At 70.1% G+C, this 13684-nt stretch carries 14 protein-coding genes and 1 tRNA gene; 6 read left to right on the forward strand and 9 right to left on the reverse strand.

Going from position 1 to position 13684, the window contains the following annotated elements:
* Nucleotides 1-19: 19 nt before the first annotated feature.
* The 3 genes from ispE to SM757_RS02635 are packed head-to-tail and all read right to left on the reverse strand — an operon-like array spanning nt 20 to nt 3345.
* Nucleotides 20-925 (reverse strand): 4-(cytidine 5'-diphospho)-2-C-methyl-D-erythritol kinase, encoded by a 906-nt coding sequence (gene ispE, locus SM757_RS02625; protein ID WP_322464366.1) that lies wholly within the window; start codon nt 923-925, stop codon nt 20-22.
* A gap of 57 nt (nt 926-982) precedes the next feature.
* Nucleotides 983-1504 (reverse strand): outer membrane lipoprotein LolB, encoded by a 522-nt coding sequence (locus tag SM757_RS02630; protein ID WP_322464367.1) that lies wholly within the window; start codon nt 1502-1504, stop codon nt 983-985.
* Nucleotides 1504-3345 (reverse strand): tetratricopeptide repeat protein, encoded by a 1842-nt coding sequence (locus SM757_RS02635; RefSeq protein ID WP_066332238.1) that lies wholly within the window; start codon nt 3343-3345, stop codon nt 1504-1506. Before SM757_RS02635 ends, SM757_RS02630 begins: the two co-directional genes overlap by 1 nt.
* An 88-nt stretch (nt 3346-3433) precedes the next feature.
* Here SM757_RS02635 and mutM point away from each other — a divergent pair, with 88 nt between their 5' ends.
* The 3 genes from mutM (at nt 3434) to mutY (ending at nt 6548) form a co-directional block, all read left to right on the forward strand.
* Nucleotides 3434-4276 (forward strand): bifunctional DNA-formamidopyrimidine glycosylase/DNA-(apurinic or apyrimidinic site) lyase, encoded by an 843-nt coding sequence (gene mutM, locus SM757_RS02640; protein WP_322464368.1) that lies wholly within the window; start codon nt 3434-3436, stop codon nt 4274-4276.
* A 109-nt stretch (nt 4277-4385) separates the two neighbouring features.
* The gene (locus SM757_RS02645; protein ID WP_066332008.1) at nt 4386-5453 is read left to right on the forward strand and encodes a hypothetical protein; all 1068 of its coding nucleotides are present in this window, start codon (nt 4386-4388) and stop codon (nt 5451-5453) included.
* Between the two features lie 15 nt (nt 5454-5468).
* A complete protein-coding gene (gene mutY, locus SM757_RS02650; protein WP_322464277.1) occupies nt 5469-6548 on the forward strand; it encodes an A/G-specific adenine glycosylase in 1080 nt (359 codons plus the stop codon).
* A 320-nt stretch (nt 6549-6868) separates the two neighbouring features.
* On the opposite strand, the gene SM757_RS02655 is transcribed toward mutY, so the two are convergent.
* From SM757_RS02655 to SM757_RS02670, 4 genes are read right to left on the reverse strand one after another with little or no spacing between them, the layout of a single operon-like run.
* Nucleotides 6869-7555 carry an LON peptidase substrate-binding domain-containing protein gene (locus tag SM757_RS02655; RefSeq protein ID WP_322464278.1) on the reverse strand — a complete coding sequence of 229 codons (687 nt, stop codon included), beginning with the start codon at nt 7553-7555 and terminating at the stop codon, nt 6869-6871.
* Nucleotides 7552-8457 carry an RNase adapter RapZ gene (gene rapZ, locus SM757_RS02660; RefSeq protein WP_322464279.1) on the reverse strand — a complete coding sequence of 302 codons (906 nt, stop codon included), beginning with the start codon at nt 8455-8457 and terminating at the stop codon, nt 7552-7554. Before rapZ ends, SM757_RS02655 begins: the two co-directional genes overlap by 4 nt.
* Nucleotides 8454-10145 (reverse strand): DNA repair protein RecN, encoded by a 1692-nt coding sequence (gene recN / locus SM757_RS02665; RefSeq protein WP_322464280.1) that lies wholly within the window; start codon nt 10143-10145, stop codon nt 8454-8456. The genes rapZ and recN overlap by 4 nt, the downstream gene beginning before the upstream one ends.
* Complete coding sequence (locus SM757_RS02670; protein WP_066332005.1) at nt 10145-11020, reverse strand: NAD kinase; 876 nt, start codon at nt 11018-11020, stop codon at nt 10145-10147. The genes recN and SM757_RS02670 overlap by 1 nt, the downstream gene beginning before the upstream one ends.
* A 69-nt stretch (nt 11021-11089) precedes the next feature.
* On the opposite strand from SM757_RS02670, the gene hrcA reads away from it, so the two are divergent.
* Together hrcA and SM757_RS02680 are read left to right on the forward strand one after the other, a co-directional pair.
* Entirely contained in the window at nt 11090-12109 is a 1020-nt protein-coding gene (hrcA, locus tag SM757_RS02675) for a heat-inducible transcriptional repressor HrcA (protein ID WP_066332004.1), read from the forward strand.
* A gap of 54 nt (nt 12110-12163) precedes the next feature.
* Nucleotides 12164-12240: transfer RNA gene (locus SM757_RS02680), tRNA-Ile, on the forward strand.
* 168 nt (nt 12241-12408) lie between these two features.
* On the opposite strand, the gene SM757_RS02685 is transcribed toward SM757_RS02680, so the two are convergent.
* A complete protein-coding gene (locus SM757_RS02685) occupies nt 12409-12801 on the reverse strand; it encodes a hypothetical protein (protein ID WP_322464281.1) in 393 nt (130 codons plus the stop codon).
* An 89-nt stretch (nt 12802-12890) separates the two neighbouring features.
* Here SM757_RS02685 and SM757_RS02690 point away from each other — a divergent pair, with 89 nt between their 5' ends.
* Nucleotides 12891-13160 carry a hypothetical protein gene (locus SM757_RS02690; RefSeq protein WP_322464282.1) on the forward strand — a complete coding sequence of 90 codons (270 nt, stop codon included), beginning with the start codon at nt 12891-12893 and terminating at the stop codon, nt 13158-13160.
* Nucleotides 13161-13182: 22 nt separating this feature from the next.
* Here the strand turns inward: SM757_RS02690 and SM757_RS02695 are convergent, their stop codons facing one another.
* A complete protein-coding gene (locus SM757_RS02695) occupies nt 13183-13641 on the reverse strand; it encodes a DoxX family protein (RefSeq protein ID WP_084267171.1) in 459 nt (152 codons plus the stop codon).
* Nucleotides 13642-13684 lie beyond the last annotated feature (43 nt).

Genomic DNA, 13684 nt, shown 5'->3' on the forward strand with positions numbered 1-13684 from the left:
CGCCAGCACCTGAAACTTGTCAGCCGACCCAGCCATCCAATGGATGACGGCTCAAACTGCTGCACAACCTTCCCGCCCACTTCGTCGGAAGCGATGCCAGTGCACTTGCATCATCTTCTAACTTTGTCGCCGTAAGCGAGACATCGATTGTAGCACGTTTTTTTATTCTTGCAAACACTGCGCTTCCGGAACCTGTCATTCGGCTATTGCCGTATCGGGCCCGCAACCACTGGGCAGCTTGCGCTACCTCGTGAGCTTGATTTTCAGCGGCGGCTTGCAAGTCGTTGTGACCGAAGCCTGGCTGCAAGATCGTGTGCGTCACGTCGTTTGCAGGAAAGAGCGCGACTATAGCATCGGTTTTTCGGCCTGACAACAGGGGGCTCGAAAAAATGTTCTTCGTAGGGAGTTCCACAGGTGGCTTGATGACGGCGAATCGCTCCACCGGCACCTCCAGCGGCGTGAGGCGGTCGCCAATGCCCTCGACGAACGCATTGCGCCCGCCAACGAAGAAAGGCACGTCCGCCCCCAGCAGCGGCGCGAGCTCCAGCAGTTGCGCGCGGCTCCAGTTCAAGCCCCAGAGGCGGTTGAGCGCCAGCAGCACGCTGGCCGCGTCGGAGCTGCCGCCGCCCAGGCCCGCGCCCCAGGGCACGCGCTTGAGCACGGAGATGTCCGCCCCCAGCGCCGTGCCGCTGCGCTGCTGCAGCAGCCGCGCCGCGCGCAGAGACAGATCGTCTTCCGGCAACGCCGGCCCCAGGTCGTGGCGGTGCAACTGCCCGTCGTGCCGCAGCTCGAAGTGCAGCGTGTCGCTCCAGTCGATGAGGACGAACACCGACTGCAGCAGGTGATAACCGTCCTCGCGGCGTCCCACCACGTGCAGGAAGAGGTTCAGCTTGGCGGGGGCAGGGACGTCGTAGAGCGCGCGCAAGGACATGGGCGATGGAGGCAAAGCCGCCGGGCAGGCCGGCAAGAACTCAAAAATGAATCAGGGATTCTGATCCAGCCGCGCCCGCACCCCTATGGCCGGCTGCTGCGACCGCTGCGCCAGCAGCACGCCATCGCCATAGCGGCTGAGGTCAATGCGCCAGCCCATTTGCTCGAAGCCGTCGGCCAGGCGCTGCACCGGAGCACCGGGCCATGGACGGCCATGCAGCCACTCGATGAGCGCGGCCAGCGGCATGGGCTCGCCCAACATGCGCTCCGAGAGCGCGTCCAGGCTGCTGTCGCGGCTTTCGCCCTGCGAGGTCTGCAGCAGCGCCTGCCCCGGCATCCACTGTGCGCGCGCCAGCACCGTGCCCAAGGGCGAGGTGAGCTGCAGTTGGCCTCGCTCGGCATTGCCCTGCAGCTCGAAGGCGGCGCTGAAGCTGCGCGCCGGGGCCTCGTTGAAGGCGTCCACCTGCACGGCCAGGCGGCCGGCCACCACGTCCGGCGCCACGGCGCGCGGGGGCTGCGCGCATGCGGCCAGCAGCACCGCCGGCAGCGCGGCGGCCAGCCGGCGCCGGCGCATCACAAGTCGACCTTCAATCGCGCCAGCGTCGCGCGCAGCAGCTCGTTGCTGCCGTCGCGCCCGCGGGCTTCGCGCCACACGCGCAGCGCCTCGTCGCGCCGGCCCAGCGTCCACAGCACTTCACCCAGGTGTGCGGCGATTTCGATGTCCGGCCGCGCCGTGTAGGCCTGCTGCAGCAGCCGCAGGGCCTCCTGCGTGTTGCCCATGCGGAATTCGACCCAGCCCAAGCTGTCGATGATGAAGGGGTCGCCCGGCGCCAGCTCCAGCGCCTTGGCGATGAGCTGCCGCGCCTCCGGCAGCCGCTGGTTGCGCTCGGCCAGCGAGTAGCCCAGCGCGTTGTAGGCGTGCTGGTGGTCCGGCTTGAGCGTGATCACCTGGCGCAGCAGCCGCTCCATCTCGTCCACGCGATCCAGCTTCTCGGCCGCCATGGCCTGCTCGTACAGCAGGTCCGGATCGGCACTGAAGCGCTGGTTGCCCGCGGCCAGCAGTTTGTAGGTTTCGTCCCAGCGCTTGAGCTCGCGCAGCCACTGCACCTCGGCCATGAGCTTGGCGCGCGCCTCCTCCTCGCTGCGCTCAGGCAGGGCGTGCAGCAGGGCACGGCCTTCGTCCACGCGGCCCTGGTGCGCCAGCAGCAGCGCGCGGCGCGCCTGCACTTCCACCAGGCGCTGCGGGTCGTCTATGCCGGCGAGCCAGCGCTCGGCCTGCGCCATGTCGCCGCGCTGCTCGGCCGCTTGGGCCAGCAGCAGTTGCGCCTGCGTCACGCCGCGCTGGCGGGCCTCGTCGGCGGGCTCGTCCTCGCCTTCCTCGTTGGCACTGGCGCCCTGTTCGCGCACCAGTTGCAGATAGCGCTGCAGCGCGACTTCGGCGCGCGCGGGCTCGCGCAGCTCCAGCCGCAACGCGCCCAACATCAGGAAGGGCGGCGCCACATCCGGCTTGGCCTGCGTGACCAGCTCGACTTGCTGCACCGCCTCGCCGTAGCGCTGCATGGCGCTCAGGGTGCGGGCATACGACAGCCGCACCGCCGGCTCGGCCTGCGGCTGCTCCATGTAGCGGCGCACCAGCGCGTCGGCCGCCACCTGGCGCGGCAGCATCTCCAGCGCCAGCAGGGCCGGCGCGGGCGAGTTCGGATCGTCGGCCGCCGCCTGTTCCGCCAGCGACAGGGCGCGTTGCGCTTCGCCCGCGGACAACCAGGCGCTGCCCTGTGCGACGCGGCTGATGGTGCGCGTGTCCGGCCGCTCCAGGTAGGGTTTGAGCACGTTGTCCAGCAGTTGCGCCGTCTCGCGCGGCTGGTCCTGGCGCTGCAGCAGCCGCGGCAGCGTGGCGATCAGGCCCGGGCGCTCGGCGTCGGGGCTGCGCTCCAGCAGCGTGCGCAGCGGCTCGGCCACTTCGTTGCCGCGGTGCAGCGCCAGCAGCAACTGCAGCTCGAAGCGCAGTGCCTCGCCGGACTGCGGCAGCGCCTGGCGCCAGGCCTTGGCGGCCTGCAGCGCCTGGTCGCCCGCACGGGCCTGCAGCGCGATCTCCACCGTGCGGCGGAACAGCCCCTCGTCGCGCAGCCGCCGCGCGGCGTCCAGGTAGAGCTGGTAGGCGTCGCCCGCCTGGCCGTTGCGCAACACGATCTCACCCACCAGCAACTGGTAGAGCAGCGGCGTGTCCAGCGCCGAGTTCTGCGGCACCGGCGCAGCCGGGCTTGCACTTGGGCTGGAAGCCGGGGCCTCGGCCGGCGCCGGCGTCTGCGTTTGGGCCTGCGCCGCGTATGCGGTGCACAGCATGGCGGCGGCGGCCACGCCGCGCAGTTGCGCGCGCAGCGGGCGCTTGAACCATTGCGAGGCAAATCCGGCCATCAGCACTCCTTTTGCGTTTTCATTCTAGGTGGCCGGTGACCCCGCCACTCCCGCGAGGCCATCGGCAGCGCTGCGGATAATCATGCCGATGCCTGAATTGCCTGAAGTCGAAGTCACGCGGCGCAGCGTCGCGCCGCGGCTGGAAGGTTCCATTGTCCGCGCCGTGCGCGTGCGCGTGGGCGCTGCGCTGCGCTGGCCGCTGGGCGTGGAGCCGCAATCGCTCGTGGGCCTGCGCGTGGGCACGCTGCAGCGGCGCGGCAAGTACATCTGGCTGCCGCTGCTGGACGCTGGCACCGGCGCCCCCCAGGGAGGCCTGCTGCTGCACCTGGGCATGTCGGGCTCGCTGGCCCTGCTGGAGCAAGCCCATGCGCCGACGAAGCACGAGCACTTCGACCTCGCCACCGACGCCGGCACATTGCGGCTGACCGACCCGCGCCGCTTCGGCGCCGTGGTCTGGTCGCCCGCGCTGGACGCGGGCATGGCCGCCAGGCTCCTGGCGCGGCTGGGCTGTGAGCCCTTCGACCCCGCGCTCACCGCGGCGCGGCTGCACGAGGGCTTCAGCCGCCGCAGCGTCCCCATCAAGACCGCGCTGCTGGCCGGTGACATCGTGGTGGGCGCCGGCAACATCTACGCCTGCGAGGCGCTCTACGAGGCCGGCATCGACCCGCGCACCCCCGCCAACACGCTGAGCTTGGCGCGCTGCGAGAAGCTGCTGCAGGCGCTGCGCCGCATCCTGGGACGCGCGCTGGAGCTGGGCGGCTCGACGTTGCGCGACTTCCGCGACGCCCATGGCATGAGCGGCGCCTTCCAGCACGAGGCCGGGGTCTACGGCCGCGAAGGCCAGGACTGCCGGCGCTGCGGCACTCCCGTGCAGCGACTGGTGCAGGCGCAACGCTCGACCTTTTTCTGCCCAAGGTGTCAGCGGCGGTGAATTTCCGCAGTGCCTGTGGCTTTCCTGTCAGCAAGTGTTTGCCTCACCCGTGTCCACGGGGGGGGCTGGGCCACAATGGCCTTTGCATCCCCGGCCTGCTGGCTTGCACATGCTCGACAAACTCTTTTTTTCCTCGACCGAGGTGCCGATGTGGCCTCGGCCGCCAGGCTGCCCGGCTGACGAGCTGGCGCAGGTGCTGGGCGAGCACGACCTGCTCGATGAGGACTGTGTCGAGCTGATCGGCGCCTTGCGGCTGCGCCACCAGGCGGGCCAGCCGCTGCAGCTCCAGGCCCACGCGCTGGCACTGCGGCTGGCCCTGCTGCAGGACGAACACCAGGCCGACCTGGCCGCCCGCATGGGCGAGCTGCGCGAGCTGCAGGAGCGCAGCGCCGCGCGGCTGCTGGCGCTGCAGCAGCGCGTGAACCACGACACCCAACAACTGCAGGACTGCTGCGAGCGGCTCGATGCCCTGCGCGCTGTCCACGCCCGCATGGCGCAGGAGCTGCTGGCCGGGCTGCACGCGCAAACCCTGCACGCCGAGCTGCGCCGCATGCGCGAGGAAAGCGGCAACACCTGGCAGCGCCCGGCGCTGATGGGACGCGCCTTTGCCGCGCTGAGCCAGCGGCTGCAGTTGCGCCTGGCCCAAGCGCAGCGCCGCTGCAACGACATCCACGGCGTGATGGCCGCCGGCTACGGCGCCATCGCCACCACCTTCTCGCTGCCGCTGCAGGCGCAGACGCCCCCGCCGCTGCAGCCCTACATGGACGAGCTCACCGTGCTCAGCGGCGCCTACACGCGCCACTTGGGTGTGACCAACCTGCTGCGGCTGCTGCAGCCGCAGCACCAGACGCGGCTGCTGCGCATGCTGCAGTCACGCCTGGTGCGGCTGTTCAACGCCGCCACCGCCGAGCTGGAGAGCTGGAGCCACGCCCTGTGGACGCCCGCGCAGACGCGGCTGGAGCGCTCGCGCGAGCGGCTGCAGCACCGCCACGACAGCGTGCAGCGCCTGCAACTGGCCACCGAGGAGCTGCAGCAGCGCATCGGCGAGCTCGAAGCGCAGGAGCTGCTGGAGCAGGAAAGCTTCATTCACGCCCAACGCCTGTTGGGCCGGCTGGAGAACGTCCCAGCTCTCTTGACGGGTGCCGACAGCCCCCATCTGCAGGCGCGAGCCGCCTGACCCTTTTCTTCCCCGATGCGAACCCAAGACTTCTCGGCCGGCGAGGCCGTTTCTCCTTCCCTGGCCGAACGCGTCGTGGCCTGGCAGCGCACGCATGGGCGCCACGACTTGCCCTGGCAGAACACGCGCGATCCGTACCGCGTGTGGCTGTCGGAAATCATGCTGCAGCAGACCCAGGTGTCCACGGTGCTGGCGTACTACGACCGCTTCCTGGCGCGCTTTCCCGACGTGGCGGCGCTGGCCGCCGCGCCGCAGGACGACGTGCTGGCCCTCTGGAGCGGCCTGGGCTACTACAGCCGCGCGCGCAACCTGCACCGCTGCGCGCAGGCGGTGATGGAGCAGCACGGCGGCGCCTTTCCGCGCAGCAGCGCCGTGCTGGCCACGCTGCCCGGCATTGGGCGCTCCACGGCGGCGGCGATCGCGGCGTTTTGCTTCGGCGAGCGCGCCGCCATCCTGGACGGCAACGTCAAGCGCGTGCTCACCCGTGCGCTGGGTTTCTCGGCCGACCTGTCGCAGGCCAGCGCCGAGCGCGAGCTGTGGGCGCGCGCCGAGGCGCTTCTGCCGGCCACCGGCATGGAGGCCTACACCCAGGGCCTGATGGACCTGGGCGCCACCGTCTGCACGCTGCGCAAGCCGAGCTGCCTGCTGTGCCCGCTGCAGCAGACGTGCGTGGGCCGTGCGCAGGGCGAGCCCACGCGCTACCCCGTCAAGACCAGGAAGCTCAAGCGCGGCCAGCGCAGCCACGCGCTGCTGTGGCTGGAACAGGACGGCCGCCTGTGGCTGACCCAGCGTCCGGACAGCGGCGTGTGGGCGCGGCTGTGGAGCCTGCCGGAGTACGAGGACCCCGCCGCGCTGCAGCGCCTGCTGGCCGCGCTGCCGGGCCAGGGCGAGGCGCTGCCGGCCGTGGAGCACGCCCTCACGCACTTCGACTGGGTGCTGCAGCCCTGGCTGCACGAGCTGCCCGCTGGCGACGCCGCCGCCCGCGCGGCCGCCCAGGCGCTGCTGCCCGCGGGGCGCTGGGTGTCGGTGGAGGAGGCTTTCGAGATGGGTTTACCGGCGCCGGTGCGCAAGCTGTTGGAGCGCCACGGGGGGTGAGCGGCGCGGCGCCGGCGGCTGGCCAAGGTCGCGGGCCTCCTACAGGCGGGGTGCACGGCCGGGGGCAAGTCCTGCGGCGGCCGGCATGGTGCTGCCCCCTGAACACGGTGTTAGACGGTCTAACACCTGCCGTTGGGCGCCTGGGCGCAAGCGGTCCAGGCGTGCCAGTAACACCGGGGTGTGGCGTTCGAGCGGCATGGCCGGGGCCAACGCCGGTGCGCCAGCATCCCGACAAGACGGACGAGGGTGCGAGGCACCCTTGCCACCAGGCGGACGGGGCACAAGCACTTTCCCCGGACAGCAGGGCGCCTGCGTTCCCTTCAGCCCGTCACCAGCCCGCGCTGGCGCAATACGTCGTCCACCAGGCGCAGCCGCATCAGCGGGTCGGACAGCAGCATGAGCTTCTGGCGCGCGCTCAACGGCAGGGGCAGCAGCTCGCACCAGCGGTTGGCCACCCAGCCGGCGTCGTCCAGCTTGGGCTCGCCCTCGCACAGGTGCATGCCTTGCGACTCCAGGGCCTCCAGGGCACGGGCCAGGGCGTTGGCGGCGCCCTGGAATTCCTCGCCGGGCGGGACGGTGGCGTCCTCCGGCAGGAAATGGACGTCGGCGCGCCACAGGCCGTCGCTGTCCTGGCGCGGGGCGTCCAGCGTGAAGCGGCGCGTGCCGCTGCAGCGCAGCAGCAGGATGTTGGGTTGCGGCGCGTCCACGTCGTCCACGCGCGCGAGCACGCCGGCGTGCTCGAAGGTTTCAGCCGCGGCACCGGGGCGGCGCACTTCCAGCCCCTCGCGCAAGGCCACCACGCCGAAGCTGCTGCCGGTGCGCAGGCACTCGCCCACCATGTCCAGGTAGCGCGCCTCGAAGATCTTCAAGGGCAGCAGGCCGCCCGGGTAGAGCACGGTGTTCAGCGGGAACAGGGGCAGCGCGGTTTGGTCGGCCGGGGCGGCCGGGCCGGGCGAGGGCACCGCGCTGCGGGCGGCGTGACCGTTGCCGGCAGGGTCGGCGCTCATGCCAGCCCGTCAAGCTCGCGGTGGCGGCGTAGCACGGCGCCGGTGCTGTGGCTGGCAAAGCGCTGCGCCAGCGATTCCACCAGGTAGACCGAGCGGTGCTGCCCGCCCGTGCAGCCGATGGCCACAGTGAGGTAGCTGCGCTGGTCGTCCTCGAACGCGGGCAGCCAGTGGCGCAGGAAGGTGGCGATCTGCTCCAGCATGTCATTGGCCTCCGGTTGCGCGCGCAGGTAGTCGGCCACCGGGGCGTCGCGCCCGGTCAGCGGCCGCAGCTCGCGGATGTAGTACGGGTTCGGGAGCACGCGCACGTCGAACACGAAGTCCGCGTCCAGCGGCACGCCGTGCTTGAAGGCGAAGGACTCGAACACCAGCGTGAGCGAGCCCGGGCGCGCGCCCACCAGGTCGCGGATCCAGCTGCGCAGCACGGCGGGGCGCAGCTCGCTGGTGTCTATGACGGTGGAGACCTCGCGCAGCCCGGCCAGCAGCTCGCGCTCGATCTCGATGGCCTCCACCAGCGCCGGCTGGGGCTTGCCGCTGTCGGCGGCGCGCTTGGTCAGCGGGTGGGGGCGGCGCGTTTCGGAGAAGCGGCGCAGCAGCGCGTTGGTGGTGGCGTCCAGGAACAGCGGGCGCACCAGCACGCCTTCGGCGCGCAGTTGCGGGAGCATGGGCACCAGGCGCGGCAGCGAGCCCGCCGTGCGCACGTCCACCGCCACGGCCACGTGGCGGTCGTGCCCGGCCTGCAGGTGCAGGAAGGCCGGCAGCAGCTCCGGCGGCAGGTTGTCCACGCAGAAGTAGCCGGCGTCCTCCAGCGCGTGGAGGGCCACGGACTTGCCCGACCCCGAGATGCCGGTGACGAGCACCACCTCACGCGGGGCGGGGGTGGTGGGGTGGAGGTCTTCGCTCATCGCGGCCTGGCCCGCTCGCGGCCCGGCGCGGTGGCCGCGGCCTCGTCCAGCATCGCCTGGGCGTGGGCCAGGCTGGTGCCGGCCAGGCGTTCGCCGCCCAGCATGCGCGCGACCTCGGCCACGCGGGCCTCGCCGGTGACGGACTGCACGTCGCTGAGCGTCACGCCCTTGCGCTCGGCCTTGCTGACCACGAAGTGGTGGTCGGCGCAGGCCGCCACCTGCGCCAGGTGCGTCACGGCCAGCACTTGGCGTTCGCGGCCGAGCTGCTTCATGAGCCGGCCCACGGCGTCGCCCACGGCGCCGCCGACGCCGGCGTCGATCTCGTCAAAGATCAGCGTGGCCGCGCCCGCGGCTTCCTCGCGCGCCGTGGTCACCGCGATGGCCAGCGCCAGGCGCGAGAGCTCGCCGCCCGACGCCACCTTGGCCAGCGGCCGCGGCGAGCTGCCGGCGTGGCCCGCCACGCGCAGCTCCACCGACTCCAGGCCGAAGGCCTGCGGCTGCTCCTGCGGCAGCAGGCCCACCTCGAAGCGGCCGCCGGCCATGCCCAGCGTCTGCATGGCCTGCGTGACGCGCGAGCCCAGTTGCGGCGCGGCCGTGCGGCGCAGCGCACTCACGCGCTGGGCTTCCACGCGCCAGGCTTCCAGCGCCTTCTTCACCTCGGCCTCCAGGGCGTCGAGGTCGGTGGCGGCGTCCAGCGTCTTCAGCTCGGCGCGCCACTGCGCCAGCAGCGCGGGCAGCTCGGCGGGCGGGCGGCGGTAGCGGCGCGCCAGCGACATCCAGGCCGAAAGGCGCTCGTCCAGCTCGTTGAGCCGTTCCGGCTCCAGCTCGGCGTGGCCCAGGTAGGCGTTGAGGCTGTGCGCCGCGTCGGCCAGTTGCACCTGCGCGGCCTGCAGCACTTCCACCACCGGCTCCAGGCGGGCGTCGTAGCGGGTGACGTCGCAGAGCGCGTCGATGGCTCGGTTGGTGAGGGCGTCGGCGCTGGGCTCGGCCTCGGAGAGGGCGTCCAGCGCCGTGCGCGCGGCCGTGAGCAGCGACTGGGCGTGCGACAGCCGCTCGTGCTCGGCGTTGAGCGGCTCCCATTCGTCCTCGCCGGGTGCCAGCTTGTCGAGCTCGCCGATCTGCCAGGCCAGGCGCTCGCGCTCGCGCTCCAGGCTGTCCTGGCGCGCGCGGGCGTCCTGCAGCGTCTGTTGGGCGTCGCGCCAGCGGGCGAACAGCGCGGCGAGCGGGGCGCCGTCCACGCCGGCCTGGCCATCGAGCAGGGCGCGCACGGCGGCCGGGCGGGTGAGGCTTTGCCAGGCGTGCTGGCCGTGGATGTCGAGCAGGAGCTCCGCCGCCTCGCGCAACTGCGCCACGGTGGCCACGCTGCCGTTGATCCACGCGCGGCTTTTTCCTTGCGCGTCCAGCGTGCGGCGCAGCAGCAAGGTGGAGCCGTCGTGGTCGAAGCCGGCTTCCTCCAGCCAGGGCGAGAGGGCGGGGGGCGTGTCGAACTCGGCGGTGATGTCGGCGCGCGAGGCGCCCTCGCGCACCACGCCGGCGTCGCCGCGGCTGCCCAGGGCGAGCTGCAGCGCGTCGATCAGGATGGATTTGCCCGCGCCGGTCTCGCCGGTGAGCACGGAGAAGCCGGCGTCGAAGTCCACTTCCAGCGCCGAGACGATCACGAAGTCGCGCAGCACCAGGCGACGCAGCATCAGACCACTCCCTCGTACCAGCGCAGCTTGCGCCGCAGCGTGGCGTAGTAGCTCCAGCCCACGGGGTGCAGGAAGCGCACCTTGTGCGCCGAGCGCTGCATCCGGACCTGGTCGCCTATGTGCAGGCTGGCCAGGCTTTGCATGTCGAAGTTGGCCGAGGCGTCCCTTCCGGCCACGATCTCCACCCGCATCTCTCCGGCATCCGGCAGCACTATTGGGCGGTTGGAGAGCGTGTGCGAGGCGATGGGCACCAGCACCCAGCCGCCAATGCCCGGGTGCAGGATGGGCCCGCCGGCCGACAGCGCGTAGGCCGTGGAGCCCGTGGGCGTGGCGATGACGAGGCCGTCGGCGCGGATGTTGGCGATGAACTCGGTGCCTATGTGCACGCTGAGCTCGACCATGGCGGCGGTGGCGCCGCGGCTGACCACCACGTCGTTGAGCGACAGGCCCTCGAAGATGCAGCGGCCGTCGCGCCAGATGCCGCCTTCGAGCATGGAGCGGTGCTCCTCCTCGTAGTCGCCGGCCACCATGGAGGCCAGGGCGTCGCGGAAGTGGCCGATGGGCACGTCGGTGATGAAGCCCAGCCGGCCCTGGTTGATGCCCACCAGCGGCAGGTTGTGGCGGGCCAGCTCGCGGGCGATGCCCAGCATGGTGCCGTCGCCGCCGACCACCACGGCCACGTCGCAGTGGCGGCCGATGTCGGTGGTGTCGAGCACGGGATAGGTGGTGAGGCCGGTGCTGCGGGCGGTGTTGCGTTCCAGCGAAACCTGCAGGCCTTGCTTGACCAGAAACTGCGCCACCTCCTCGAGTACGGAGCTGATGCCGTGCGCCTGGTACTTGCCCACGATGGCGGCGTGACGGAAGGGGGTCGGCATGCGCGGGATTACACCACAGCACCCCTTGCGTGAAGGATGACACGGCCGCATCTCCGTAGAATGAAAAGCATGCTCGACGAGCGCGCCCGCACCCTTCTCAAAGCCCTGGTTGAACGCTACATCGCCGACGGCCAGCCCGTGGGCTCGCGCACGCTGTCCAAGGCCTGCGGCCTGGAGCTGTCGCCGGCCACCATCCGCAACGTGATGGCGGACCTGGAGGACCTGGGCCTCATCGCCAGCCCGCACACCAGCGCCGGGCGCATTCCCACGCCGCGCGGCTACCGCCTCTTCGTGGACACCATGCTGACCGCGCGCGGCCTGGAGCAGGGGGCCAGCGACATGGCCGCGGCGCGCGAGCAGCTTCACCCGGACCAGCCACAGCGCGTGATTGCGCAGGCGGCGCACCTGTTGTCCAACCTTTCCAGCTTCGTGGGCGTGGTCACCGCGCCGCGCAAGGCGGGCGTGTTCCACCACATCGAGTTCCTGCGCTTGGGCGACAAGCGGGTGCTGGTGATCCTGGTGGCGCCGGACGGCGACGTGCAAAACCGCGTCATCTTCACCGCGCGCGACCACACGCAGGGCGAGCTGGTGGAGGCGACGAACTACCTGAACCACCACTACGCCGGGCTGAGCATCGAGGAGGTGCGCGCGCGGCTGCAGGGCGAGGTGGAGCAGTTGCGCGGCGAGATCGCGCTGCTGATGCAGGCCGCGGTGCAGGCCGGCAGCCAGGCGCTGGAGGAGAGCGACCAAGTCGTGGTCAGCGGCGAGCGCAACCTGCTGGCGGTGCAGGACTTCGGCAACGACATGGGGTCGATCCGCAAGCTCTTCGACCTGTTCGAGCGCAAGACCGAGCTGATGCGTTTGCTGGACGTCTCCAGCCGCGCCGAGGGCGTGCGCATCTATATAGGCGGCGAAAGCCGCGTGGTGCCGTTCGAGGAGCTGTCGGTGGTCTCCGCGCCCTACGAGGTGGATGGCCGCGTGGTGGGCACGCTGGGCGTGATCGGCCCAACGCGCATGGCCTACGACCGGATGATCCAGATCGTGGACATCACCTCGCGGCTGGTGAGCAACGCGCTGAGCCAGAAGTGACGGAACCGTCCCCGCCATGGCTACAATGGCGGGCTCAGCGCAACGCTGTGCAGGGGGCCGTTAGCTCAGTCGGTTAGAGCAGAGGACTCATAATCCTTTGGTCGTAGGTTCAAGTCCTACACGGCCTACCAATAAAAAGAAACCAACCACAATCTGGTTGGTTTTTTTGTTTGCGAATCAAATTTAACGCTGCGCAAGCATGGAAATGGTAATACTGCCTTTTTGATGGCGGCGAAATTCCATCGTGATTTTGTCGATTTCTATAATTTTTGATTTCTGCTTTTGCGTGGATTTATATTTTAAAACCACGGTGATTGTTTGATTTTTATTTCAATTGCCTTTGCTCCACTGCCTCGCGTATCTGCGCGTTGATGCACCTCTGGCATCCTGAACGCAGGTTTTGTCCCAATCCGTGCTTGTGATGTGTTGCTCAGTAGGTTTCCTGCCAACGGGCCTACAAAATTATTTCCTAATCGTGGCGCGTCGGAATCGCTCGCCCCTCCCTGGATTTTCTCAGTATGTCTAGGGTGAAGTGCAAAATCGGTGTGCTGGAAGTATTGATTTTGGGAGTATCCCTGCTGCTTGTCGCTGTCGCGCTCGCCGCCAAGCTCAGGCGTAGACAGCGGAAAAGGGTGGAGATGCAGCCCGCCATCGACCAATTGCCGACGCTGCAAGCGCTGCACCTGGAGCACTTGGACGCAGTTTCCAGTGCTGCAGGCAGGAGGGCCGCACCGCGCAAGCCCTGGCCGACGAGGGCCGTTGGGCCGAAGCCTGCCGCCTCGTGCAGCCACCGGCCTGGTGCGAGGCGGCGGCGCTGCGCCATATCGCCGTGCACTTGGGCGACGACCAGCGTGCCGACGCGGTGCAACTGCTGCAGCGCGTGCTGGACGACGCCATGGAGCTTGCGCTAAGTCCCTACCAGAACGAACTGGAGCTGGTGCAGGACATCGCCCGCCGACTGGAGCCCGCCGCGCGCGCCGCCTGGCTGGCCGACCTGCGCGCCCGCTTCAAGCCCAAGCACAATTTCGTCAAGAACTTGCCCGAAGGTTGATCCGGGTTCGCGGCGCCGCTGCTCAAAACCGAGCTATTTCCTCTCCACTGCGCTTCAGACTGAAAGCCCCATCCCCCACCAGCCAAACCACCACTGACGCCACCGCCAAAAACACCGGGTACTCCCATCCCCCGCCCGCACTGGTGAACACCCAGCCGTTGCCCATGTGCACGGACGCCGCCGCCAGCATCACCGGCACCAGTGCCAGCGACACCTGCCGCGCATAAATCCCCAGCACCAGCATCAGCCCGCCGGTCAATTCGGCCGCAAACACCGGGTAGGCCAGCCAGCCCCAGAAGCCGACGCTCTCGAAAAACTGCGCCGTGCCGGGCAGCGTGAACACCAGCAGCTTCAGCAGCGCATGCGAGATCCACATCACCCCCAGGCTCACGCGCAGCAGCGTGGCGCCCAGGGCGGCGGGGGTGACGACGCCGCGGCCGGCAAGGCGGGTGGAAGAGGCCAGATCGAGGGTGGAAGCCATGGCGGCACTCCTGTGTTGGAAAAGAAGAAGCCTCCAATCTAGG

Source organism: Azohydromonas lata (assembly GCF_034427735.1).
Taxonomy (GTDB): Bacteria; Pseudomonadota; Gammaproteobacteria; order Burkholderiales; family Burkholderiaceae_C; genus Azohydromonas; species Azohydromonas lata.

Excerpts from the sequence above, each read along its gene's own strand:
- mutM (WP_322464368.1), top strand. The coding sequence starts at position 3,434 with ATGCCTGAATTGCCTGAAGTCGAAGTCACGCGGCGCAGCGTCGCGCCG.
- SM757_RS02670 (WP_066332005.1), bottom strand. The coding sequence starts at position 11,020 with ATGCCGACCCCCTTCCGTCACGCCGCCATCGTGGGCAAGTACCAGGCG.
- SM757_RS02695 (WP_084267171.1), bottom strand. The coding sequence starts at position 13,641 with ATGGCTTCCACCCTCGATCTGGCCTCTTCCACCCGCCTTGCCGGCCGC.
- recN (WP_322464280.1), bottom strand. The coding sequence starts at position 10,145 with ATGCTGCGTCGCCTGGTGCTGCGCGACTTCGTGATCGTCTCGGCGCTG.
- SM757_RS02630 (WP_322464367.1), bottom strand. The coding sequence starts at position 1,504 with ATGCGCCGGCGCCGGCTGGCCGCCGCGCTGCCGGCGGTGCTGCTGGCC.
- mutY (WP_322464277.1), top strand. The coding sequence starts at position 5,469 with ATGCGAACCCAAGACTTCTCGGCCGGCGAGGCCGTTTCTCCTTCCCTG.
- SM757_RS02635 (WP_066332238.1), bottom strand. The coding sequence starts at position 3,345 with ATGGCCGGATTTGCCTCGCAATGGTTCAAGCGCCCGCTGCGCGCGCAA.
- rapZ (WP_322464279.1), bottom strand. The coding sequence starts at position 8,457 with ATGAGCGAAGACCTCCACCCCACCACCCCCGCCCCGCGTGAGGTGGTG.
- SM757_RS02655 (WP_322464278.1), bottom strand. The coding sequence starts at position 7,555 with ATGAGCGCCGACCCTGCCGGCAACGGTCACGCCGCCCGCAGCGCGGTG.
- SM757_RS02645 (WP_066332008.1), top strand. The coding sequence starts at position 4,386 with ATGCTCGACAAACTCTTTTTTTCCTCGACCGAGGTGCCGATGTGGCCT.
- hrcA (WP_066332004.1), top strand. The coding sequence starts at position 11,090 with ATGCTCGACGAGCGCGCCCGCACCCTTCTCAAAGCCCTGGTTGAACGC.